This is a genomic window from Sporosarcina sp. Y1011, from assembly GCF_057669885.1.
In genome coordinates this window covers 16465-35211 of the sequence record NZ_JBYHFP010000002.1, presented here as the reverse complement: position 1 = coordinate 35211, position 18747 = coordinate 16465, and the positions used below count along the sequence as shown (strand labels likewise).

General features: G+C 39.4%; 23 protein-coding genes and 2 pseudogenes. 14 read left to right on the top strand and 11 right to left on the bottom strand.

What is annotated here, in order from left to right; translation table 11 throughout:
• Positions 1-340 precede the first annotated feature (340 nt).
• Both AC25Y5_RS02520 and AC25Y5_RS02515 read right to left on the bottom strand, forming a co-directional pair.
• Positions 341-829, bottom strand: a complete 489-nt coding sequence (locus AC25Y5_RS02520) for a hypothetical protein (RefSeq protein WP_488138959.1) — start codon at positions 827-829, stop codon at positions 341-343.
• A gap of 800 nt (positions 830-1629) precedes the next feature.
• On the bottom strand, positions 1630-1965 hold the full coding sequence (locus AC25Y5_RS02515) for a hypothetical protein (RefSeq protein WP_488138958.1): 336 nt from the start codon (positions 1963-1965) through the stop codon (positions 1630-1632).
• Positions 1966-2062: 97 nt separating this feature from the next.
• Here AC25Y5_RS02515 and AC25Y5_RS02510 point away from each other — a divergent pair, with 97 nt between their 5' ends.
• The gene (locus tag AC25Y5_RS02510; protein ID WP_488138957.1) at positions 2063-2728 is read left to right on the top strand and encodes a hypothetical protein; all 666 of its coding nucleotides are present in this window, start codon (positions 2063-2065) and stop codon (positions 2726-2728) included.
• 175 nt (positions 2729-2903) lie between these two features.
• Here the strand turns inward: AC25Y5_RS02510 and AC25Y5_RS02505 are convergent, their stop codons facing one another.
• A complete protein-coding gene (locus AC25Y5_RS02505; RefSeq protein WP_488138956.1) occupies positions 2904-3251 on the bottom strand; it encodes a hypothetical protein in 348 nt (115 codons plus the stop codon).
• Positions 3248-3370 carry a hypothetical protein gene (locus AC25Y5_RS02500; protein WP_488138955.1) on the bottom strand — a complete coding sequence of 41 codons (123 nt, stop codon included), beginning with the start codon at positions 3368-3370 and terminating at the stop codon, positions 3248-3250. The genes AC25Y5_RS02505 and AC25Y5_RS02500 overlap by 4 nt, the downstream gene beginning before the upstream one ends.
• Positions 3371-3446: 76 nt before the next feature.
• Here AC25Y5_RS02500 and AC25Y5_RS02495 point away from each other — a divergent pair.
• From AC25Y5_RS02495 to AC25Y5_RS02465, 7 genes and pseudogenes are all read left to right on the top strand, one after another.
• Positions 3447-3563: pseudogene (locus AC25Y5_RS02495) on the top strand (formylglycine-generating enzyme family protein); the annotation flags it as partial.
• Positions 3564-3877: 314 nt separating this feature from the next.
• Positions 3878-3982, top strand: a pseudogene (locus AC25Y5_RS02490) (GNAT family N-acetyltransferase); the annotation flags it as partial.
• Between the two features lie 12 nt (positions 3983-3994).
• Entirely contained in the window at positions 3995-5794 is a 1800-nt protein-coding gene (locus AC25Y5_RS02485) for a XylR N-terminal domain-containing protein (protein WP_488138954.1), read from the top strand.
• Positions 5795-6064: 270 nt separating this feature from the next.
• A complete protein-coding gene (locus AC25Y5_RS02480; RefSeq protein ID WP_482104207.1) occupies positions 6065-7615 on the top strand; it encodes a 4-hydroxyphenylacetate 3-hydroxylase family protein in 1551 nt (516 codons plus the stop codon).
• Between the two features lie 53 nt (positions 7616-7668).
• Complete coding sequence (locus AC25Y5_RS02475; RefSeq protein WP_488138953.1) at positions 7669-8451, top strand: dioxygenase family protein; 783 nt, start codon at positions 7669-7671, stop codon at positions 8449-8451.
• 145 nt (positions 8452-8596) lie between these two features.
• Positions 8597-9145, top strand: a complete 549-nt coding sequence (locus AC25Y5_RS02470) for an FAD synthetase family protein (protein WP_488138952.1) — start codon at positions 8597-8599, stop codon at positions 9143-9145.
• Positions 9146-9192: 47 nt separating this feature from the next.
• Positions 9193-9666, top strand: a complete 474-nt coding sequence (locus tag AC25Y5_RS02465; RefSeq protein ID WP_488138951.1) for a flavin reductase family protein — start codon at positions 9193-9195, stop codon at positions 9664-9666.
• 259 nt (positions 9667-9925) lie between these two features.
• Here the strand turns inward: AC25Y5_RS02465 and AC25Y5_RS02460 are convergent, their stop codons facing one another.
• From AC25Y5_RS02460 to AC25Y5_RS02445, 4 genes are all read right to left on the bottom strand, one after another.
• Complete coding sequence (locus tag AC25Y5_RS02460) at positions 9926-10126, bottom strand: hypothetical protein (RefSeq protein WP_488138950.1); 201 nt, start codon at positions 10124-10126, stop codon at positions 9926-9928.
• Between the two features lie 38 nt (positions 10127-10164).
• Positions 10165-10755 (bottom strand): conserved phage C-terminal domain-containing protein, encoded by a 591-nt coding sequence (locus AC25Y5_RS02455; protein WP_488138949.1) that lies wholly within the window; start codon positions 10753-10755, stop codon positions 10165-10167.
• The gene (locus tag AC25Y5_RS02450) at positions 10736-10939 is read right to left on the bottom strand and encodes a hypothetical protein (protein ID WP_488138948.1); all 204 of its coding nucleotides are present in this window, start codon (positions 10937-10939) and stop codon (positions 10736-10738) included. Before AC25Y5_RS02450 ends, AC25Y5_RS02455 begins: the two co-directional genes overlap by 20 nt.
• A 655-nt stretch (positions 10940-11594) precedes the next feature.
• Positions 11595-12053 carry a hypothetical protein gene (locus AC25Y5_RS02445; RefSeq protein WP_488138947.1) on the bottom strand — a complete coding sequence of 153 codons (459 nt, stop codon included), beginning with the start codon at positions 12051-12053 and terminating at the stop codon, positions 11595-11597.
• 105 nt (positions 12054-12158) lie between these two features.
• Between AC25Y5_RS02445 and AC25Y5_RS02440 the strand changes: the two genes are divergently transcribed.
• Positions 12159-12617: an ASCH domain-containing protein gene (locus AC25Y5_RS02440; protein ID WP_488138946.1), complete on the top strand. Its 459-nt coding sequence runs from the start codon at positions 12159-12161 to the stop codon at positions 12615-12617.
• A 581-nt stretch (positions 12618-13198) separates the two neighbouring features.
• Here AC25Y5_RS02440 and AC25Y5_RS02435 read toward each other — a convergent pair.
• Positions 13199-13681 (bottom strand): sigma-70 family RNA polymerase sigma factor, encoded by a 483-nt coding sequence (locus AC25Y5_RS02435; RefSeq protein ID WP_482102373.1) that lies wholly within the window; start codon positions 13679-13681, stop codon positions 13199-13201.
• 252 nt (positions 13682-13933) lie between these two features.
• Here AC25Y5_RS02435 and AC25Y5_RS02430 point away from each other — a divergent pair, with 252 nt between their 5' ends.
• Positions 13934-14434 carry a competence protein ComK gene (locus tag AC25Y5_RS02430; protein ID WP_488139249.1) on the top strand — a complete coding sequence of 167 codons (501 nt, stop codon included), beginning with the start codon at positions 13934-13936 and terminating at the stop codon, positions 14432-14434.
• A gap of 535 nt (positions 14435-14969) precedes the next feature.
• Here AC25Y5_RS02430 and AC25Y5_RS02425 read toward each other — a convergent pair.
• Positions 14970-15758, bottom strand: coding sequence for a helix-turn-helix domain-containing protein (locus AC25Y5_RS02425; protein WP_488138945.1), 789 nt, complete (start codon positions 15756-15758; stop codon positions 14970-14972).
• A gap of 144 nt (positions 15759-15902) precedes the next feature.
• Positions 15903-16229 (bottom strand): hypothetical protein, encoded by a 327-nt coding sequence (locus AC25Y5_RS02420; protein WP_488138944.1) that lies wholly within the window; start codon positions 16227-16229, stop codon positions 15903-15905.
• 295 nt (positions 16230-16524) lie between these two features.
• On the opposite strand from AC25Y5_RS02420, the gene AC25Y5_RS02415 reads away from it, so the two are divergent.
• The 4 genes from AC25Y5_RS02415 to AC25Y5_RS02400 all read left to right on the top strand — a co-directional run bounded on the left by AC25Y5_RS02415 (position 16525) and on the right by AC25Y5_RS02400 (position 18489).
• Positions 16525-16785: a hypothetical protein gene (locus AC25Y5_RS02415; protein WP_488138943.1), complete on the top strand. Its 261-nt coding sequence runs from the start codon at positions 16525-16527 to the stop codon at positions 16783-16785.
• 181 nt (positions 16786-16966) lie between these two features.
• Positions 16967-17209, top strand: coding sequence for a hypothetical protein (locus AC25Y5_RS02410; RefSeq protein ID WP_488138942.1), 243 nt, complete (start codon positions 16967-16969; stop codon positions 17207-17209).
• Positions 17210-17689: 480 nt separating this feature from the next.
• On the top strand, positions 17690-18037 hold the full coding sequence (locus tag AC25Y5_RS02405; protein ID WP_488138941.1) for a MerR family transcriptional regulator: 348 nt from the start codon (positions 17690-17692) through the stop codon (positions 18035-18037).
• On the top strand, positions 18034-18489 hold the full coding sequence (locus AC25Y5_RS02400) for an SRPBCC family protein (RefSeq protein WP_488138940.1): 456 nt from the start codon (positions 18034-18036) through the stop codon (positions 18487-18489). Before AC25Y5_RS02405 ends, AC25Y5_RS02400 begins: the two co-directional genes overlap by 4 nt.
• Positions 18490-18747 lie beyond the last annotated feature (258 nt).

Here is an 18747-nt window from a genome sequence, read left to right as displayed (position 1 = left end):
CGCCTATTCACGGATTTGATCTTAATTTTAGGTACCTGTGACCGGCACTATTCAGTAATTACAATACAATTCTATAATAATACATTGTAATATGCGATTTTTCCTTGCTTTTTGTATAATTACTTGATTATGTGAATTGTTCGTCTTTGTGTCTCACAGGTACCTCTTTCAGACTTACTTACCGATTTGCTCTGCGATAGCGATGTTTTAGTTAAAGAACGTAAATCAATATCATTAATGAATTTCTAAGTTGTTATCTAATCTCTATTGGCTTTTTATACAATTAGTTGAATTGTTCGTCTTCGTTTGATGCACAGGTACTATTTCTAATGAAATTGATTCACTTACTTTCGAAAACACGTTTGAAGTATTCTTTTTGTTCATTATCTATTGCTACGTTTAATTTATGTTGTCTATCCTTTTCAAGTTTAGCTCGGAGTGTGGTTTCATCTCTGTGTTGTTCTAATTTGATCTTTAAATCATGGACGGTCGATGAAATATAATCACACCATTCCCCTTTGTGATTCCATTCTACTTCTATATCCTGATAAGAATGATTATGGGCATAATCAATCGTTTCATTATTCCAATCTATTTTTAGACCATCTGATTTATACACCGTAAAATTCTTATTATCATGATTTAAAACAATGGTAACAGTCCATTCGGCCCATTCGGAAAACTTAATACTAACACCTTCAAACACAAGGATTCTTGTTTTAGCTAAGAGTACTTCTCCTTCATACGCATCTTCATTCTTAATATTTAAATTAACTCGATCACCATGTTTCACCAAGTCTAATAATGTAACGAGTTTAATATTTTCCACAACCGCCGTTTTTTTACGATAAAGGCCAAATATATTAAGTCCCCCTCATTTTGAAAAGTTAAGTAAGTATATTGCTAAAAGATTAGTAGTATTCTTTAAGGCTCATAATTAAAATAGTTTTCTCCTCCAGAGAACCAAGTGACTGCAGTACAGGAAATAATCTAGATCGCAAAACAGCTGCCGTTCGAAATTATTGTGTGCAACAAAAAACAACCAACAATTCACCCGATTCTATGTTCGCCTCATGGCCGAAGTGTGTGTTACCACTCATTATACTAGCATTTAAATTTGAAATAAGTTCCATACAAAACACTTATAGTTATAATGTCCATGGTACAATATTTCTAAAGGAGGGATATCCTTGAGAAACATTCTAGGTCTTATTATTACGATTCTCGTAATCGTTATACTGCTTAAAATAATAGGTATATTGTAAACCGTTACATTATCCCCTTTTAAATTAAAAGTCAGTTTTTTTTCCAGGTTCTGCTTCTATATGTTAGTTATCATGCTTGATTGCTTCATTTTGATAACACCATCACCGGGGTGCCTGGGAAAAGAAATTGATTCTGTTTTGATAATACCTAGTCCTCTTTTTATTTACTGTATATGATGGGTCTCCTGTTTCCGCGTGCTACGTAACAACCTCGTTACATTCATCACAATGAATAATTTTAGGTACCTGTGCACGAACTTACTCCAATAATTCACTACAAATATATATTTATGAAAAGGAGATTAGATAGGTACTCGACTGTCTAATCTCTTTTGGCTTTTTATATAATGGGGTGACCGCCCATTTATCGAGAGAAACCGCCTGAAAACCGTGGAAGACCGCCCATATATCGAGAGAGACCGCTCGAAGTTCGCGGCTGACCGCCCATATATCGGGTTGGACCGCCCGAATTTCGCGGCTGACCGCCCATATATCGAGTGAGACCGCCCGAAAGTCGTGGATGACCGCTCATATATCGAGAGAGACCGCCCGAATCTCGCGGCTGGCTGCTCATATATCGAATGAAACCGCCCGAAGCCCGTGGCTGACCGCCGATATATCGAGAGAGACCGCCCGAAGCCCGTGGATGACCGCTCATATATCGATAGAAACCGCTCGAATCTCGCGGCTGACCGCCCATATATCGAGGGAAACCGCTCGAAGCCCGCGGCAAACAATTTAGTTTTCTGGTTAAAGCAATTGGGATTTGGGAATGGAACAAAAAGGAGGTGGATTAAATGGACACGTTTTTATATTTTCTTTATGCTGCTTTATATACGATATTATTGATTTTGGGATTATACGGCATTAAAAAACAAGATTTTGCAAGATGGACCAGTGTTATTTATATAGTAATATTGCCGCTTATTTATGATAATTTGCTATTGGCAACAGGTAAGTGGATTGGTGAAGGTGAGTTACTAGAAAGTTTAAATTTCTCTCGTTTTTGCTTACATGCTTTAATAACACCCTTGCTTGTTATGTATTCGATCGGTACGTTACGGGAAAGTGGAATTGAATGGGCCAAGAAAAAGTGGCTAGTACTAGTAGGTATTCTTTATACATTTGGCTTAATCGTATTAGAATTTTCGATAGAAGTTATGGGGTTGGAACTTGAAGTAGTGAAAGAATACGGAGTCATCAGCTATTCAAATGTAGAAGAAGCGACAGGTCCTCCTATTATGGTGTTGCTCGTTACACTTATTCTCATTGTGGCAAGTGCGATTTTATGGAAAAAAACGAATTGGCCAGTTTTCTTTATAGGTGCCATTGTTATGACTATTGGAAGTGCTATACCTATCAATGTAGATAGTGGAGCAGTGACGAACGCATTTGAGCTATTTTTGATATTTACATTGACTTGGACTAAAAGAAGATTGATTACAAAACAGCTACATGTTTGAATTTAGCGTACCTATTCAAGGGAATACCCTGACAACTCACTACAATTACCTATTTATGAACGGGAGATTAGATCGGTACTTGACTATCTAATCTCTATTTGTTTTTTATTGTACATGCACACAAACACAAAGGTGGCTTACTCTTTTAACCAGGAGCCTTCGCTGCTCGATTGGCCTAGTTTGTCCGACGTCCTAGTTCCTTCTGAACCATTTCAAGCATGGCCGACCGGAGTTTGCGCTCGTATGGGTCGGTCTCGGATTCCGGCTTGGCGAGATAGTCCTCGTTGTACTTGATTTCGAGGTAGAGAATGTCCGTCGATTCCATGACGGCATGGCGTTTGGACTTCTCCACCTCTGCCTCGATCTTTCCCGCCTCGTACTCCGCAGGGTTTCGCTTTGCAATCTCCGACAGGATGACGTTGATTGATCTGGTGTCTGGTGACTTTTCGAAGTTTAGCAGCGTTAGCCGTTCATACAAATTCTTGCTGGTGAGCTTCTTGACCTTAGCTTCACTGTATCTCATTTGGACAAGCCGAACATCTTGTTAATATCCAGGGCATCGAATTTGCCACGAAGAAGCGTCTCTTCTCTAAAATAAGCTATTTTAAATTCTATTGTTCGTTCACTGTAATATAATTTCACAATTTCTCCACCTCTGTAAAAATTACCTCATTCTAACATTGAATTAGTGCTTATTAAACTAAACTGTACTAGTGTCAGTTACCTCAGTCACAAATCTTATTGTAATCGATACAGGGTAGCGGCTCGGTCACACAATACTTTAGACAGCTCTACTGGCCATACAGGGTTCCGTTGTGCAGTGGATCTACTGTAAATATAAACTGTCCTACCGCTGGAATTGGTGTCAAAATAACTGAGATAATGTATATGAATTCCATATACATTATTATTTTTTTGATTAGAAACAAAATTCTCAAATCATGTTAAACTTGTTAGTATATTATCATCATCATCTTCTTATTGTAAGCGATTCAAGCTGATGCACAAGAGATTCTTGACATTTAAAAAAATGCTTATTTACGCGAGGCCCAAATAAATAATAATTATCAAATTGCACCACTTACGGAAACATATGAACATATCAAAGAAGATTTTCAGAGGAAGACCATTTGAAAAGCTACATTAAACGATAAAATAGTCGGTTCGGTCAGAGGATACGAGGAAAAAGGGACTTGTTATGTTGAAAGATTGATGGTGCATCCAGACTATCAAAACAAAGGGATTGGAAAATAGGAGGGGGAAAGGATGACGATGAAAGCCAATCAGTTACTTTTGCAAAATTTACTTGATGTTAATCCACGTTCAGGCATCATTAATCTCCATGATAAACGAATGGCATTAATCTCCGTGGAGGCATTAGGAATTTTGCGTACGGATTTAATTAATACACTTGGTATAGAACGCGCAAAAGGATTTCTAATGCGATATGGCTGGGCATGTGGCAATAAGGCGGCAGAGTCTCTTGGGGAAGAATATGACTGGAAATCGACAAAAGAATTATTGTTGGCGGGTCCAGCAATGCATACATTAGAAGGAGTTGTAACTGTAGAGCCAGATGTTTTGGAAATAGAAGGGGATAAATTATACCTAACAGGTTATTGGAAAAACTCGTTTGAAGTGGCGAATCATATTGCTCAACAAGGTGTTGATAGCGAGGCGATATGCTGGACGCTAATCGGCTACGCGAGTGGTTATCTATCAAAGATTTTTGGAAAAGAAGTTGTCGTCTATGAGGAAAAGTGCCGGGGGAAAGGAGACACAGATTGTTATTTTATAGCACAAACAGTTGCACACTGCGATGAAGTCCACAGGAAGGACTTACGCTATTATAAAACAGAATCTTTGCAAGCAGTCTTGGAAGACATATATATGGAAATTGAGCAGCTTAATGCAGATATCATCGAGTCAGAAAAAGTACAAAATCAATTAACAGATCTTTTTCTAGAAGACAAAGATATCAATCAAATCACGGATATGATTGGAAATGTTCTAGGGCGTAGCATCGTTATTAATCATTTAACCGAGATTTACTCATCATACTTTATGTGTAAAGAGGATGAGGAAGCATACGATAGTTGGATAAAAAGCAAGGCCTTTACAATGAAGCAAGATAACTTTTATTTCGAGTCATTTGGTTTGAAAAGTCAAAAAGTCGAATTAGGTAAACTGATTGTCATCGGTGATAAGAAGCTTGATCGAAGGGAAGAATTAATCATAAACCGCTCCTTAATGGTGTTTACAATTCAAATGTATCACCAGCGTAAAATCACAGAATCTTTATGGAGAAAAAGAGAAGATTTTTTTGCCGAAATTATTGATAATAAAATAATAGATGATGCTTCGTTAGAAAGGCAAGCTTCTATTTTTGGTTTTAAACCGGGCGAGACTAATCAGGTTATTGCCATTACCGTTTTGCCAAAAGAAAAGGTAAGGGAAATACTAAGTTTTCTCACGAAAAGGTATGCCCATTTTGATGTATTTAAGAAAGATGGATATGTCGTTATGATTGTTCCAGAGTCTAAGGAACAACATATTGATGAATTTTCCTCCAATCTACTTCAGGAAATTAGCGAAAGTTTATCAGACATAAAAGTATATATCGGTTCTGGTCGTCCTGTTGATACGATTCGAATGATGGGTAAAAGTTATTTGGATGCGACTCATATATGCGATTTTGTTCAATTAACGTACCCGATCGGTAGTCGACAGGCCGCTTATAAAGAACTGGAACCCATTATGATGTTTCTCAAAGGGTCCGATCAGCAAGAATTGATTAAGTTTTACTCGGAAACAATCGCAGAATTAGTGGAATACGACAATGAAAACCAAGGAAGTTTACTCATCACTCTAAAATCATATTTGGACAACAATGGGAATTTACAGCAAACAGCCGATGAATTGCATTTATCAATAGCGGGAGTTCGTTATCGGATTGAAAGAATTGAATTGCTGAGTGGCGTTGATTTGAAAACGGGATCTGGTCGATTTAAATGTCAGCTTGCGATAAGGATTTATTTTGTGTTACAAGTAATGAATAAAGTCTAAGGGACGAATCGGTTGCCGATTCGTCTTTTTTTATGGCCTAAAAAGTTATAAAATAATACTTTGCGGATAAATTGAAAGGCGGCATTCAGACTATGGTGCCTGCGCTTTTGTTTTTAGAAGGAAATCTGATATCTCGTAATTCACCAGTGTTCAGTAAATTCTGCTAGTTGAAACGTTAATGTTGATGTATTTTTGCAGTTCCGAGTATTTGGAATAGGATGTAAGATGTAGTTAGTAAGCGGTTACATTATTTAAAAGGAGGAATGAAAGATGACTACAAAACAAGAACAGGCAGTAAAATTACCTATGACGGGCGCCGAGTATTTGGAGAGTTTAAGAGATGGACGGGAAGTTTGGCTCCACGGTGAAAAAGTTGACGATGTTACAACACATCCCGCATTTAGAAATAGTGCTCGCTCAATTGCAAGTTTATATGACGCATTACATGACCCAGAATATAAAGATATATTAACAAGAGAAACTGATACTGGAAATGGTGGATTCACGCAACGATTCTTCCAACCGGATTATACACCGGAAGATTTATTCAAAACACGTGATGCAATCGCGCAATGGGCGAAAATGACATTCGGTCAAATGGGTAGATCACCAGATTACAAAGCTGCGTTTTTAGCAACGCTTGGCTCTAATCCAGAGTATTACGGTAAATATGCAGACAATGCAAGAAGATGGTATAAAGAAGCACAAGAAAAAAACTGGTACTTCAACCACGCAATTATAAATCCTCCGGTTGATCGCGACAAGCCGATGGATGAAGTGAAGGATGTATTTATCCATTGTGTTGGCGAAACGGAAGAGGGCATCTTAGTAAGCGGTGCGAAGATGGTAGCAACTGGTTCAGCACTCGTAAACTATAACTTTGTTGCACATTATGGTGCACTTGCGGTTCCAAGTGAAGAGTTTGCGCTCGTCTTCATTGCGGATATGGATACACCAGGAATTAAAGTAATTTGCCGACCTTCATATGAAAATAATGCAGCGGTTACAGGAAGTCCTTTTGATTATCCGCTTAGTAGCCGTTTCGATGAAAATGATACAGTACTTGTTTTTGAGAATGCGCTCATTCCGTGGGAAAATGTACTTGTTTACAAAGATATTGAAAAAGCAAATAGCTTCTTCCCGGAAAGTGGATTCCTGCATCGTCTATCGTTTCATGGTGTGACAAGACTTGCTGTAAAGTTAGATTTCATCTCAGGTTTATTAATCAAGGCTTTAAAAGGGAACGGGACGGATAAATTCCGCGGTGTCCAAGCCAATATCGGAGAAGTACTTGCTTATCGGAATATGTTCTGGGCAATAAGTGATGCGATGGCCTTAAATCCAGATGAAGGTGCAAATGGTTCTAAATTACCTAACTTAGATTATGGACTGGCATACCGTGTATTTATGTCGGATGGTTGGCCAAGGGTGAAAGACATTATCGAGACAGTAGTGGCTGGAAGCCTTATTGTCCAACCTTCTAGTGCACAGGATTTTAAAAACTCAGAATTGCGTCCAATTATTGATAAGCTTTACCGAGGTTCGAATGGCATTGAAGCAGAAGAGAAAATTAAAGTTATCAAATTGCTTTGGGATGCAATTGGTAGCGAATACGGAGGACGTCACGAATTGTATGAGCGTAACTATTCCGGAAACAATGAAAACATCCGTATAGAAAACTTAACGATGGCTCAAAAATCCGGACAAGCTGCAGAGTTTGAGGAATTTGCTCAGCGATGTATGGACGATTATGACTTAGACGGTTGGGTAAATCCTACTTGGATCAATCCTGATGACGTACATGCTTATAATAAAAAATAAATAAACAAATATACTTTCTACTTATTCCAATACTAATTAGGGGGAGACGAATCATGCAAAAAGAGGCGACTAAAAAGAATGAACGTGTAGTAGAGATATTCGATTTGTTTGTCGAACATGTCCAAGCGTTTTTGAAAGAAGCGAAACTAAATCACGAAGAATACACAAATTTCGTAAATTGGGCTGATCGACTCGGACGAACAGGGGAACTTCCTCTTTTTGCGGATGTTTTCCTAGAAACCCATGTGTTGAGAGCGATGTACACGGAGAAGCCGGGAACACAACCTTCACTCTTGGGGCCTTATTTCATTGAAGGATCACCTTTACTAGAAGCAGAGGCCGGACAGCCATTGGTTTTGACGCAGCGTCCTAACGAAGCAGGAGAAGTCCTGCTCTTCAAGGGGAATGTTAGTAATGTGGACGGCAAGAAGCTTGCAAATGCGCGGGTAGAAATGTGGCAAAATGATGCTTCTGCAACCTATTCCGCTTTCGATTCTGATGCACCAAAATATAATTTAAGAGGCCATTTCTATACGGATGAAAATGGAGATTTTGAAATAAAATCGATTGTTCCATTACCTTACCCGATTCCAACGAACGGTCCAACAGGAGAATTCTTGGATTACACTGGCCAGCATCCGATGCGTCCCGCACATCTTCACTTAATGTTTGAAGCTGAGGGCCATGAAACCCTAATTACTCAGGTGTTCTCGGAAGATGATGAATGGCTCGAAAATGACGTAGCGGATGGTGTTCGCTTGGATCTTCTAACAAAATTTGGAGATAAAGGTAGTCATGTAGAAGCATCTTTAAACTTTGTTATGCGTACGGAATAAAAAGAGTGCAAATAATCAGGAGCATTGTAGAATGTTCCTGGTTACCTCTTATTTCTCGTTGATTATCCTCTTAGAGTTACTCCTATATCTATTTATATTTTGCGGAAAAGGAATAAATACTTTTAATAGAAAGTGAGGTACTTAAATGAGGATATATCAACAAAATCAGCTTAAACTAGAAAATTCCGTTGTCACAATTGGGGCTTTTGATGGTATTCACCGTGGGCATCAAGCGTTAATAAAAAAAGCGAAGTTACAAGCAAATCTTTACGGGGTGCCCCTTGTTGTTTATACGTTTGATCCACCGCCTAAGGTCTATTTTCAAAATCAGTCAATGCTAACTTCATTGTCGGAAAAGAAACGCTTTCTTGAAGCATTAGGCGTCTCTTATACGGTTTTTGCTTCGTTCGATGAGGCTTATGCGGCGAGGAGCGCACAGGACTTTATTGATGAGCTAAATGATGTGAATCCTAGGGAAATTTGGGTTGGGCCAGGGTTCAACTTTGGCAAAGGCAAAAGCGGTTCAATTGAAGACTTGGATAATGCGTTCAATGCCTATCAGCATCCTGTCGTTACTTGTCCAAAAGGAGAAGTTATTTCTTCAACAAGAATACGAAAACTTTTTGAGCATAAGGAAACGAAGCAAGCTTACGATTTGTTAGGCAGAAATGAATTTGCCCTAGCTAAAACTTGATTAACGTAGTTAATATATTGAACTTACAAATTAGAGGAGGGTTTTTTATGGATGTTAGAGAATTTCGAAACTGTATGGGACGTTTTGCAACTGGTGTTACCGTAGTCACATGCAAAACTGAAGATGGTTATCATGGATTTACTGTGAACTCATTTACTTCGGTGTCACTAGATCCGCCTTTAGTGTTAGTGTCTGTTGACCGAAAAACGAAGGCAATGGAACACTTAAAAAATAATGCATTCACCATAAATATTTTAAATGATCAGCAAGAAGATGTGGCCATGCATTTTGCCGGACGCCCAAAGGAAGAAGAGCCGTTTACATGGGTTGAGGGGGAATATACAGCACGCCTTGAAGAATCACTTGCTTATATTGAATGTGCTCCGTGGAAAGAATATGATGGTGGCGACCATGTTCTTTTTGTGGGCGAGGTTTTGAACTTCGAATACACTGAAAGTGATGCACTTACATACTTCTCAGGAAAGTTCTCATCATTATCATCAAAAGTCCAAACTGTTTGATGATGTTTCCCCGATAAATTACAGGTACCTATGCAAGGGGGTATTCGGGGGATTCACCGCAATTGCATATTTATGAACGGGAGATTAGGTAGGTACTTGACTATCTAATCTCTTTTGTGTTTTTAAGTGAATTGTTGGTTGTTGCACACAAACAATTATTTAACATAACAGGTACCGACTTTATAATGTATTGGCTTGCAGATAATGTGACAGATGAAATGATTTCCTGGGAAATACCGACCCTCCTCGACATTTATTCTCATGAATTTCGGGTGCCTGTGTAAGGTTGTAATCCGCCCGAATCCGCCGCGCGACCGCCCGAACCCGTCCGCATCCCGCTCGAATCTGCCGTGCGACCGCCCGATCCGGCTTGCATCCCGCTCGAATCCGCTGCTCGACCGCGCGAACCTGCTCGCATCCCGCTCGAATCCACTGCTCGACCGCGCGAACCTGCTCGCATCCCGCTCGAATCCACTCACATTTCAGGCACCCAAATAGCTACGCCTCTCCTTCGCTAAAGTCTAATTCAAATGGCTTTGGCGGACTGCTTTCCGGCAAGTCACTGCCCCTCGATTCTTCCAAATAGTTTTCAAAATTCGTCGCATTGAACAATGTTGAAGGGCGCAAAAACTTCTGCCAATGTGAATCATCCAGCCAGTCCTCCGCTTTCGTGTCGATGACCTTTTTACAATCCGCCACTGTGTACCCATCCCTGAAACGCGCCTTGACCAATCGTGCAGTCGCCTTCGAAGACGCTTTGAATTGCTTGTTTATTTTGTCGTTCAAATAATCAATAACAGACACAACGTCGAGATCGTTCTCGACAATGTCTTTTTTAATACTCTTAATTTCTTTGGTTATTGCTAGGGGCATTTTGCCGTCAGTAGTGGGGGCAATTTGCGCTTCCTCTTGAGTTGAGTTTGCGGTCGTTGATGGCGCATGTTGCACCGACTGAATTTGCAGCATTGTATAATCAATACGGTACCATTTTGTCTTGTCCATTTTCATCCGATTGTACGAAGAAGTCGAAATAATATAGCCGCTATCTTCCAGCCTACGAATTGCCCGTTTAATCGTATCGACAGACAAATGGGAACTCTTCGTTTTTCCACTCTTCATATGTTTTGTAAACCCACTTATGCCCATCTCGCACATTTGGCGAGATGAGCGATCTAAAATGCAGTTGCTGCAGTAAAATGGCCGCGTTTAATCCAACTTGCATCGCAAGCGACGGAATTACCTGAAGCGGTGACTCATTGATTAATAAATTCATTAGGAATCCTCCTTTGGAAAATGTAGTGAAAAAGTGTAAGCGCCTGGTCAGGGGTAACACTTAACAAATAGAATGTTCTTCCTTGGTGATGGCCTTACGCAATAAGCCTAGGGAGGGATTGAAATGCATCCCTCCTTGGTCTGATTGCTTCGGCTCACACTTGTCGCTCCTTTGCTAGATTTGTTCGTTTTACTAGTGAGAAATACCGGCTAGTCTATTCCAAATAAATAGTGCCGAATATATAGCGAGTGTTTTTTTGACGACAGCAAGACGTCTTTGGCCTAGACGAGTGATGCCTTCACCCTCTATATAGACAAATCATTCGATAAAGTGGACAACGTATTGAGATTTATTTTTTTGTTAATGTTAGTAATGATTGCAACCATAAAAATGAACCACTTCTGCCAAGTTTTTTACCAGCGATTAACGCTAGACTTAACACTCGTTGCCAATGAGCTTACCAATGGGGTAACCTCCAGAAAGTGCAAATTTACAAAGTAAAGGATTTTGAAAGTAAAAAAAGCCTAACTCCTCTGTATCTTGAACGAGGAATTAGACTTATGATTTTCGTGTCCTTTTATACGATTGGGTGAATTGTTCGTTGTTGTTTGTTGCAATTTTTTTGAACTTTGTATGTAGCATTAACAGCTAAGAACTATCGTCTTTCTTTTTGTGAATCATATTTCATAAGTGAACCTAACATTGTAAAAATAACTAAGATTATGATAATAAAAATTAAGGCTATCAAGAATAATGACCAAATATTAATTAGGGTTTTAATTAATACGACAAATAAAATAAGTGACAAGATTCCCGAAATAGTTTTATTCAGTATGGTATCTTCTTCAAATAAGATATTTTTCACTATGTACCATAAAGATATAGACAAAATAACTATTCCAATGAGTAATAACAATAAGGGGATAACTAAGTTCTGAAGAAAAGATATATTGTCTTTAGAACTGAACATTAAATCAATGATTGATGCTCCTGAATTCATTTCTATAATAAGTGGTGCAGAAAGCTTGTTGGAAATGATGAATAAAAGAAATATAGAAAAAATTGCCGAAGCATAAATTAGGATATCAAAGTTACTGATTCTTTTTTCCTCCATCTTCCTCCTCCTTTCATAATTGAACTTATGAGCCGAAGATTGATAAAATTACTATGTAGGAGGCCGAGTTCTAAAACAAATTTTATAGAAAGTAGGTAGATATTTTTGAAAGATGGGTCGATTATTAAAATGTGGGAGGATTATCGAAAAAATAATCCAAACGCACCGAAAGAATATGATGCTTGGGCATTTGGCGATTCAAAAGAAATGGCTGATGAACTTGCAAAGTTAATGTTAGACGGAACTAAAACAGCAACAGCGTCAAATTATACGTTATATGATTTGGATAATGAGGAATTACCGTATGTTGGTCTTCACAATATTATCCTGGGCGGCGATGGAGAGGCAGTTGCAATAGCAGAAACCACATTTGTAGAAGTGGTTCCTTTTGATGAAGTATCGATTGAACATGCGTACTTGGAAGGTGAAGGTGACCGTACCTTAAATTATTGGCGGGAAGTCCACGAACTCTTCTTTAAAAAAGAATTTAATAATATAAAGCAGGATTTTAATGACAAAATCCCTGTTGTTTGTGAAAGGTTTAAGCTGGTGTATAAAAAATAAAGCGCATTAATTATTTTCACTAAATGGTACGTAACGAGTGGTCAGTTGTTTGCGGAAGGGCCTTGTCTGCCGTCGGGGTCGAAGGTGATGGTGGAGGTGCAAGAGAGGGTTATTATTGGATAATACATAGGTAGTGAAATCATGAATATTTCACTTAAGCAAAAAGTTGATATTATGAAAAAAATCGGATATTTTTGCTGTCATGGAATGGACGACTGCATACAAAGAGAATGAAATTGATGGGCGGTATTCGATTTGTATTTCTTAGGTCCAGTCGTGTAGAAACAGGGTTGTCCCATAGGCCGGGAAAACCCCGACCTATAGGCACGATCCCTTTTTTTGTTGTCTAGCTGCAGGCGCCAACACCTCGGAGGCTCACAGGATGTGAGTCACGCAGCCATTGCCGCAGGACGCGGCGTACTTTGACTGCCATCCTTTTTAAAGTGCCTTCCGCTTTACTTGTGATCCAGCTGCAGGCGCCAACTCCTCGGGTCATAAGTCGTTTACTGCGAGGGCTGAAGGACGCCCTCTTCGTAAACCGGCTTATGCCTGTCGGAGCTTAGCGGCGCCTTCCGCTTTTCTTAGGATAATGCACTTCTTAATTTCACCAGCGCTCGATATCTTCTTTTCCTAACCCCTTCAAACGTAATTCCGATCCGCTCAGCACATTCTGTAAGCGTATGTCCTTCTATGAATAGCCATTGGATAAGTTCCTGCTCGGCAGGGGGCAATACGTCCAGTGCATCCTTAAGTCTATTCAGCATTTCTTTCTGGATAGCGATTTCCGACGCCATTAGATACGCCAAAGATTCGTCATCCGTCGGCATGTTATGCTCTTCAAATCCGTTTTCCATTTTTAATTCATCCAGTATGCCACCCCGAATGCTTCGATAGGCAAATGGTGTGAAACTCCCTTTCTCTCGGTCAAAACGGTTCCACGCTTGCCATAAAGCGACTCTTCCTGCCTGTCTGAAACTGTCATGGTTGCGGTGAATATTTAATTTGCGGATAGATGCAGAAATCATCGGTTCATACTGCTCCAAAACGTCCTCGAAAGTCATCATTTGTGCGGCCTTCCAGACCGTGCACGGTGCTTTGTATTCCCGGGTGACTACATCGTAGTGCATTTGAAATAGGGAAACCAATGTGTATTTAGGACGTTTGGCGTACCATACGTGATGTATCGGTAGCGGAAAATAACATTTAACGCATAATAATTACATTATTCAGCATATTTAGATAAATATGCTTGAATTTTTATAAGTAAATGGTATCATACAAATATAACGTGTAAAAAGGGGGATGTTTATTTGAAGATGTGTGATTCTTTTTTAATTAATCGAACTGTATTAGCGGTTAAATCATTTTTCATGGGGGAAAATAAAAGTGAAATTATTACAACACATGGTATTTATTACTCCACTCTAAAACCACTAGATTTACTTAATAAGGCGTGCATTAATTATTTTTCATCGAAGCAGGGACGTACAGAGGTTACAAAGAATTTATTGAATTATTCAAGAAAACCGCCGTTCATTATAGTACCTAATGAAATTGGTGTATTTCCGACAGAATCATCAAAAAGTCCGGATTGTGTCTTTATTTTTAATCATCGCATCAGCGTTGAAGAAGTGGCGAAAGGCCAATCAGTGATTACATTTATGGCGGGGATTTCTATCACCGTAAAAGTCTCGAAACACACCATACTAAAGCAATACCAACGCCTCCACACGCTGATGAGCGTTAGTAACTTGATGCATCAGGAAAAGGAATTATATGATAGAGAAAATGGTTACAATGATAGAAAAGCTAAATAAGCGAGAGTGATAGAATTGTATGGTGATCAGTGGGGGAATCAATTAGTTAGTTGTGCGTAATGTTGTTTAGTCAATTCACTATAATTGCATACTTATAAACTGGAGAATAGGTATGTATCTATTCTCTTTTATTTGATTAGCAATGTGTTAATCGGGTATAACCCGTGGAATCAGGGAGTTGTCCAACGAAAGTCTCGTAGTGTCCAACAACCCCTCTGAAGTACCCAACCAAAGCCTAGAGTTGTCCAACGAATTCGTCCAAGTGTCCAACCAACAGGAAGTTTTCAACAAAATCTGCCAAGTTTCCAACAAACAGGAAGGTTGCCGACAAACTCCCCGAAGTGTCCAACAAAAGTCCTGAGGAGTCCAACAAAGTCAGCCAGGTGTTCAACCAACAGGAAGGTTTCCAACAAACTCCTAGAAGTTCCCAACCAAACCCCGTAGATGCCAACTATTCGCATCCTGTGTTCAACTTATCTCCTCAGATTTCCGACGCACTTTGAAATCGTTGGAAACGTGCATCAACTATTCTATTTCATCGATAGAAAAACCCCTCAAATGGCACGTCATAATCCATAAATGCCTCGCTGAATAAAGCCTTGTCGATGAGTTCGCGCAAGACGCCTGAATAATAGCCGGGTAGATTTCGGATGTTTTTCACTTTTGTCGTTTGAATCGAAATACGAAGTGCTTGCATAGCCAATTGCTCGAACAAATCCCCTTTGTCTTCGTGAATACTAAACTTTAGCATTTGCAGGGAATGTTTTCGGTAGACGCCGTAAAAATTACGTGCCAATTTACTTTCTCCGATTGTTGAAGAAAGAAGCGTTTTCATCTTACCGAAAAGTGTAGTAGGCACAATTTCCGGAGGAGACGTTCTTTTAAGATCTTTATTACTTAGCGCTTTAGAAAGAAAAGCTTCGTTTTGCGGTTGAGTGGGTTCCACCTTACTGACAGAAGGCTTTTCGTCATCCTTCGGGGTGTTCAATTTCGACTGGTCATTAGTAGGTTTAATGACATAAATGTTGGCGCCTAGACCGCTCATGACTGGGCGGATATAGTGAATCTTTTCGATGATTTCTAGTTTTTCTAACTTGCGTATTGCACGTCGTACAGTTGCGTTGGATTTCTTGATGGCCTTTTCAATTGTTTCGTGTTTCAAATGTGCAGCACCGTATTTGACGGAGTAACGACGGATCATATCAAGGACAGCCCGCTCTGTTTGATTCATTTCGTTCCAGTGATTGAGTACATGTTGCCTAGTCGCTGCGTCTAAATCATGTTTGTTTGTGAAGTGTGCGTATTCCGTTAGGTAAGTTGTCATAAAGAATATCCCCTTTATTCTTTATAAAGAAGAAAAGTGAGGTTTAGGGGACAATAAATGAAAAAAGTTTTTGTGATTTATTTAAATGTAGGCTAACGCATTAAATAATCAGGGGCTTACTACCGCGTTGGCGGATACTGTGTGTTAATGATAATCCCACAGTATCCGCCACTCACCTTCATCTTCTGCGACATATACTTCTTGTAGGAAACCGAACTTTCCATATTTACCTTCATAGGTTTGAATGACAGTAAATTTGTAAGCGACATCAAATGGTTGTGCTTCTTCAGTCATTGTCCAACCATTGATTTTACTATCTTCATTTATTGTAAATTGGAAAGTTTCGGTGCCAAAATGGCCAACGAAAACATGTAATCGGTCAGTCATGAACTGTGATTTGCTCCATCTCTCTTTCATCAAAGGGTGAAGCAATTCCCATGAATCACCAAAGTCTCCTACTTGTTCATGCATATAAAACGCTTCTACTACTTTTTTAGATTTGTAGCTCGGCGAATACAGGAAATTAATAGAGCCTATCAACACAAGTAAAGAACATATAGATATGAGAACAAAAAGTAAGAGCTTGTTACTTTTCCTTTTTCTCATCATGAATATCCCCTTTGTTAAGTTAATCTATATGAATAGGATATGATTTTAACTAGTTCATTATCAAAAATTACACAGAGAATGGAAATTTCTTAGTTAATTAAAGAAGGATTCTGATTACTTATGTCGAATTGATGATGTAAAGAGGAGGGATTAATGTATGACGGATGAAGAAAGAAATGATATCGCGGATATACTGTTACACAGTCTTTACGACTATCACTTTGCGAATGATGGAGGAAGTTATGCATTGCCCAGAACTGTACTTGCAGACGTCAATAGCAAACAGGCGATTGAATACCTAATCGAACAGGAATATGCCGAGGATAGCGGGCAAGGTTCGGATAATCTGGTTTTAGCGATTACACTGCATGGCATGGATTATGTCAAAAACAATGTACTGGAGGCATTATACATTTAAAAGGAACATCCTCATGCGGCGTTCTTTTTGTTTCATCGATTGAAATAGATAGAGTACTGATTTAGGATATGCCGGAACCTTATGAAGTGGCGATTGGGGGCGCGCGTACCTGCGTAGTTTAGTAAAGAAGGATTCCCATCTCTTCTGTCGAAATGTGTATAGAGAGGAGAGGGATTTAAGCATGATGAATGAAGAAGGACATAAACTCGCGGATGTACTGTTACAGAGTCTTTACGACTATCACTTTGCGAATAATGGAGGAAGTTATACATTGCCCAGAGCAATGGTACAAGCAGATGTCAATAGCAAACTGGCGATTGAACAACTGATCGAAAAGGAATATGCCGTGGATAGCGGGCAAGGTTCGGATAATCTGGTTTTAGCGATTACACCACAAGGTATGGAATATATCAAAAACAAATAACGGTAAGCATTACGTGATTAAAAGGAACGTCCTCATGGGGCGTTCCTTTTTTATCGATTGAAATAGATAGAGTACTGATTTAGGGAGGCGCGCAGCCGCGCGGCAGGAAGAAACGGGGTAGTAATGATAATGGATTAGTTTAGGGTAGCTCACTAGGATGTCCAACCAAGCCCAACGACTGTCCAACGAACTTCAAAAATTGTCCAACCAACAAGGGAGTGTCCAACATAACCGTCGAAGTATCCAACAAAGCAGCTAGCGTCCAACCCCCTTACTAAGGAGATAAACAATTATTTTAAGTGTTTTAGGTACCTGTGCGTGAAAAAATCCGGTATATACGCTACAATTTTATTATAAAATAATCAAAATAAGTGTCTGTCTGACGAACTTGTGTGTTCGTTTAGGAAATACTTTCTACAATATTTCGATTGACTCAGTGGTGCACCCTATCCTTTAAGATTTTAGTAGGGGAGGAATTACATGTATAAAATAAGCGAATTCAGCGAAATGACAGGATTGAGCAAGGAAACCCTACGCTATTATGAGCAGGAACAATTACTGGAACCTGCATTCGTTGATTCATCCAACAACTACCGTTATTATGACGACGGTTCATTTTTTCTGGCAGCGTTGTTGCAAAAACTTCGAAGTTTCGGCTGTACCATTCAGGAAATGAAAGATGTCATGCGTGATGAGTCGTTTGAGAATTTGGAAGAACTTTTACTGAAAAAGAAACAAAGTTTAGAGATTGAGATGGAATTAAAACAACAAAAGATATTGGATATTGAAGCATTTATTCGTACTGGGAGAGAGGAGCATGACGAATGATTTGGAAAGAAGAACGTCTGATTGACGCACCAATTGACGTGATCTGGGCTCTATTTGAAGAAGAACAGGCAACACGTATTATGCCAAAAGTAGTTGAGAATCGCTGGATTGAAAAAAAACCTGAAATGACAGGCTCAACTTACAATCAAACCTATGAAGAAGGGAAACGAAAAGAAACGTATGTGGTGGAAATTACGGAATTTGAGGACACAGTCAATCGAAAGCATAAGCGAATTCAATTTCAGCTGGCACGTGCATTTGAAATGACTTTAGGATTTACATTGGAAAAAGTAAGTGAAACACAGACAAATTTGATTTACTCGGGCTCGAACCGCGGCATCAATTTTGTAGGGCGTGCCATGCTAAAACTTGGTGGTGGAAAAAATGGTGATCAAGTGATTCATGACTTCATGGATCGCGTCAATCTACAAGCCATGCAAGACATGAAATGACGTGTAGCAAAAGCTTTTTATGAGCTCAAAGCTCAGCAAGTGTGCAACCAACCCCCGGAAAGTGTCTAACAAACGGAGAGGTTTCCCATAAACTCTCCGAAGTGTCCAACAAAGCCCGGCGACTGTCTAACGAATCTCGTAAAATGTTCAACCATCCCCTGAAAGTGTCCAACACACAAGGAAGTCTCCAACGAAACCATCGAAGTGTCCAACAATGTCCAGCAAGTGTGCAACCAACCTCGTAAAATGTCCAACCAA

Coding starts and splice junctions, on each gene's coding strand:
- AC25Y5_RS02515 (WP_488138958.1), bottom strand. CDS start 1,965: ATGGGCGGTCAGCCGCGAGATTCGAGCGGTTTCTATCGATATATGAGC.
- AC25Y5_RS02510 (WP_488138957.1), top strand. CDS start 2,063: ATGGACACGTTTTTATATTTTCTTTATGCTGCTTTATATACGATATTA.
- AC25Y5_RS02505 (WP_488138956.1), bottom strand. CDS start 3,251: ATGAGATACAGTGAAGCTAAGGTCAAGAAGCTCACCAGCAAGAATTTG.
- AC25Y5_RS02485 (WP_488138954.1), top strand. CDS start 3,995: ATGACGATGAAAGCCAATCAGTTACTTTTGCAAAATTTACTTGATGTT.
- AC25Y5_RS02480 (WP_482104207.1), top strand. CDS start 6,065: ATGACTACAAAACAAGAACAGGCAGTAAAATTACCTATGACGGGCGCC.
- AC25Y5_RS02475 (WP_488138953.1), top strand. CDS start 7,669: ATGCAAAAAGAGGCGACTAAAAAGAATGAACGTGTAGTAGAGATATTC.
- AC25Y5_RS02470 (WP_488138952.1), top strand. CDS start 8,597: ATGAGGATATATCAACAAAATCAGCTTAAACTAGAAAATTCCGTTGTC.
- AC25Y5_RS02465 (WP_488138951.1), top strand. CDS start 9,193: ATGGATGTTAGAGAATTTCGAAACTGTATGGGACGTTTTGCAACTGGT.
- AC25Y5_RS02460 (WP_488138950.1), bottom strand. CDS start 10,126: ATGCGAGCAGGTTCGCGCGGTCGAGCAGTGGATTCGAGCGGGATGCGA.
- AC25Y5_RS02450 (WP_488138948.1), bottom strand. CDS start 10,939: ATGAATTTATTAATCAATGAGTCACCGCTTCAGGTAATTCCGTCGCTT.
- AC25Y5_RS02445 (WP_488138947.1), bottom strand. CDS start 12,053: ATGGAGGAAAAAAGAATCAGTAACTTTGATATCCTAATTTATGCTTCG.
- AC25Y5_RS02435 (WP_482102373.1), bottom strand. CDS start 13,681: ATGATGACTTTCGAGGACGTTTTGGAGCAGTATGAACCGATGATTTCT.
- AC25Y5_RS02430 (WP_488139249.1), top strand. CDS start 13,934: ATGTGTGATTCTTTTTTAATTAATCGAACTGTATTAGCGGTTAAATCA.
- AC25Y5_RS02425 (WP_488138945.1), bottom strand. CDS start 15,758: ATGACAACTTACCTAACGGAATACGCACACTTCACAAACAAACATGAT.
- AC25Y5_RS02420 (WP_488138944.1), bottom strand. CDS start 16,229: ATGCATGAACAAGTAGGAGACTTTGGTGATTCATGGGAATTGCTTCAC.
- AC25Y5_RS02415 (WP_488138943.1), top strand. CDS start 16,525: ATGACGGATGAAGAAAGAAATGATATCGCGGATATACTGTTACACAGT.
- AC25Y5_RS02410 (WP_488138942.1), top strand. CDS start 16,967: ATGATGAATGAAGAAGGACATAAACTCGCGGATGTACTGTTACAGAGT.
- AC25Y5_RS02405 (WP_488138941.1), top strand. CDS start 17,690: ATGTATAAAATAAGCGAATTCAGCGAAATGACAGGATTGAGCAAGGAA.
- AC25Y5_RS02400 (WP_488138940.1), top strand. CDS start 18,034: ATGATTTGGAAAGAAGAACGTCTGATTGACGCACCAATTGACGTGATC.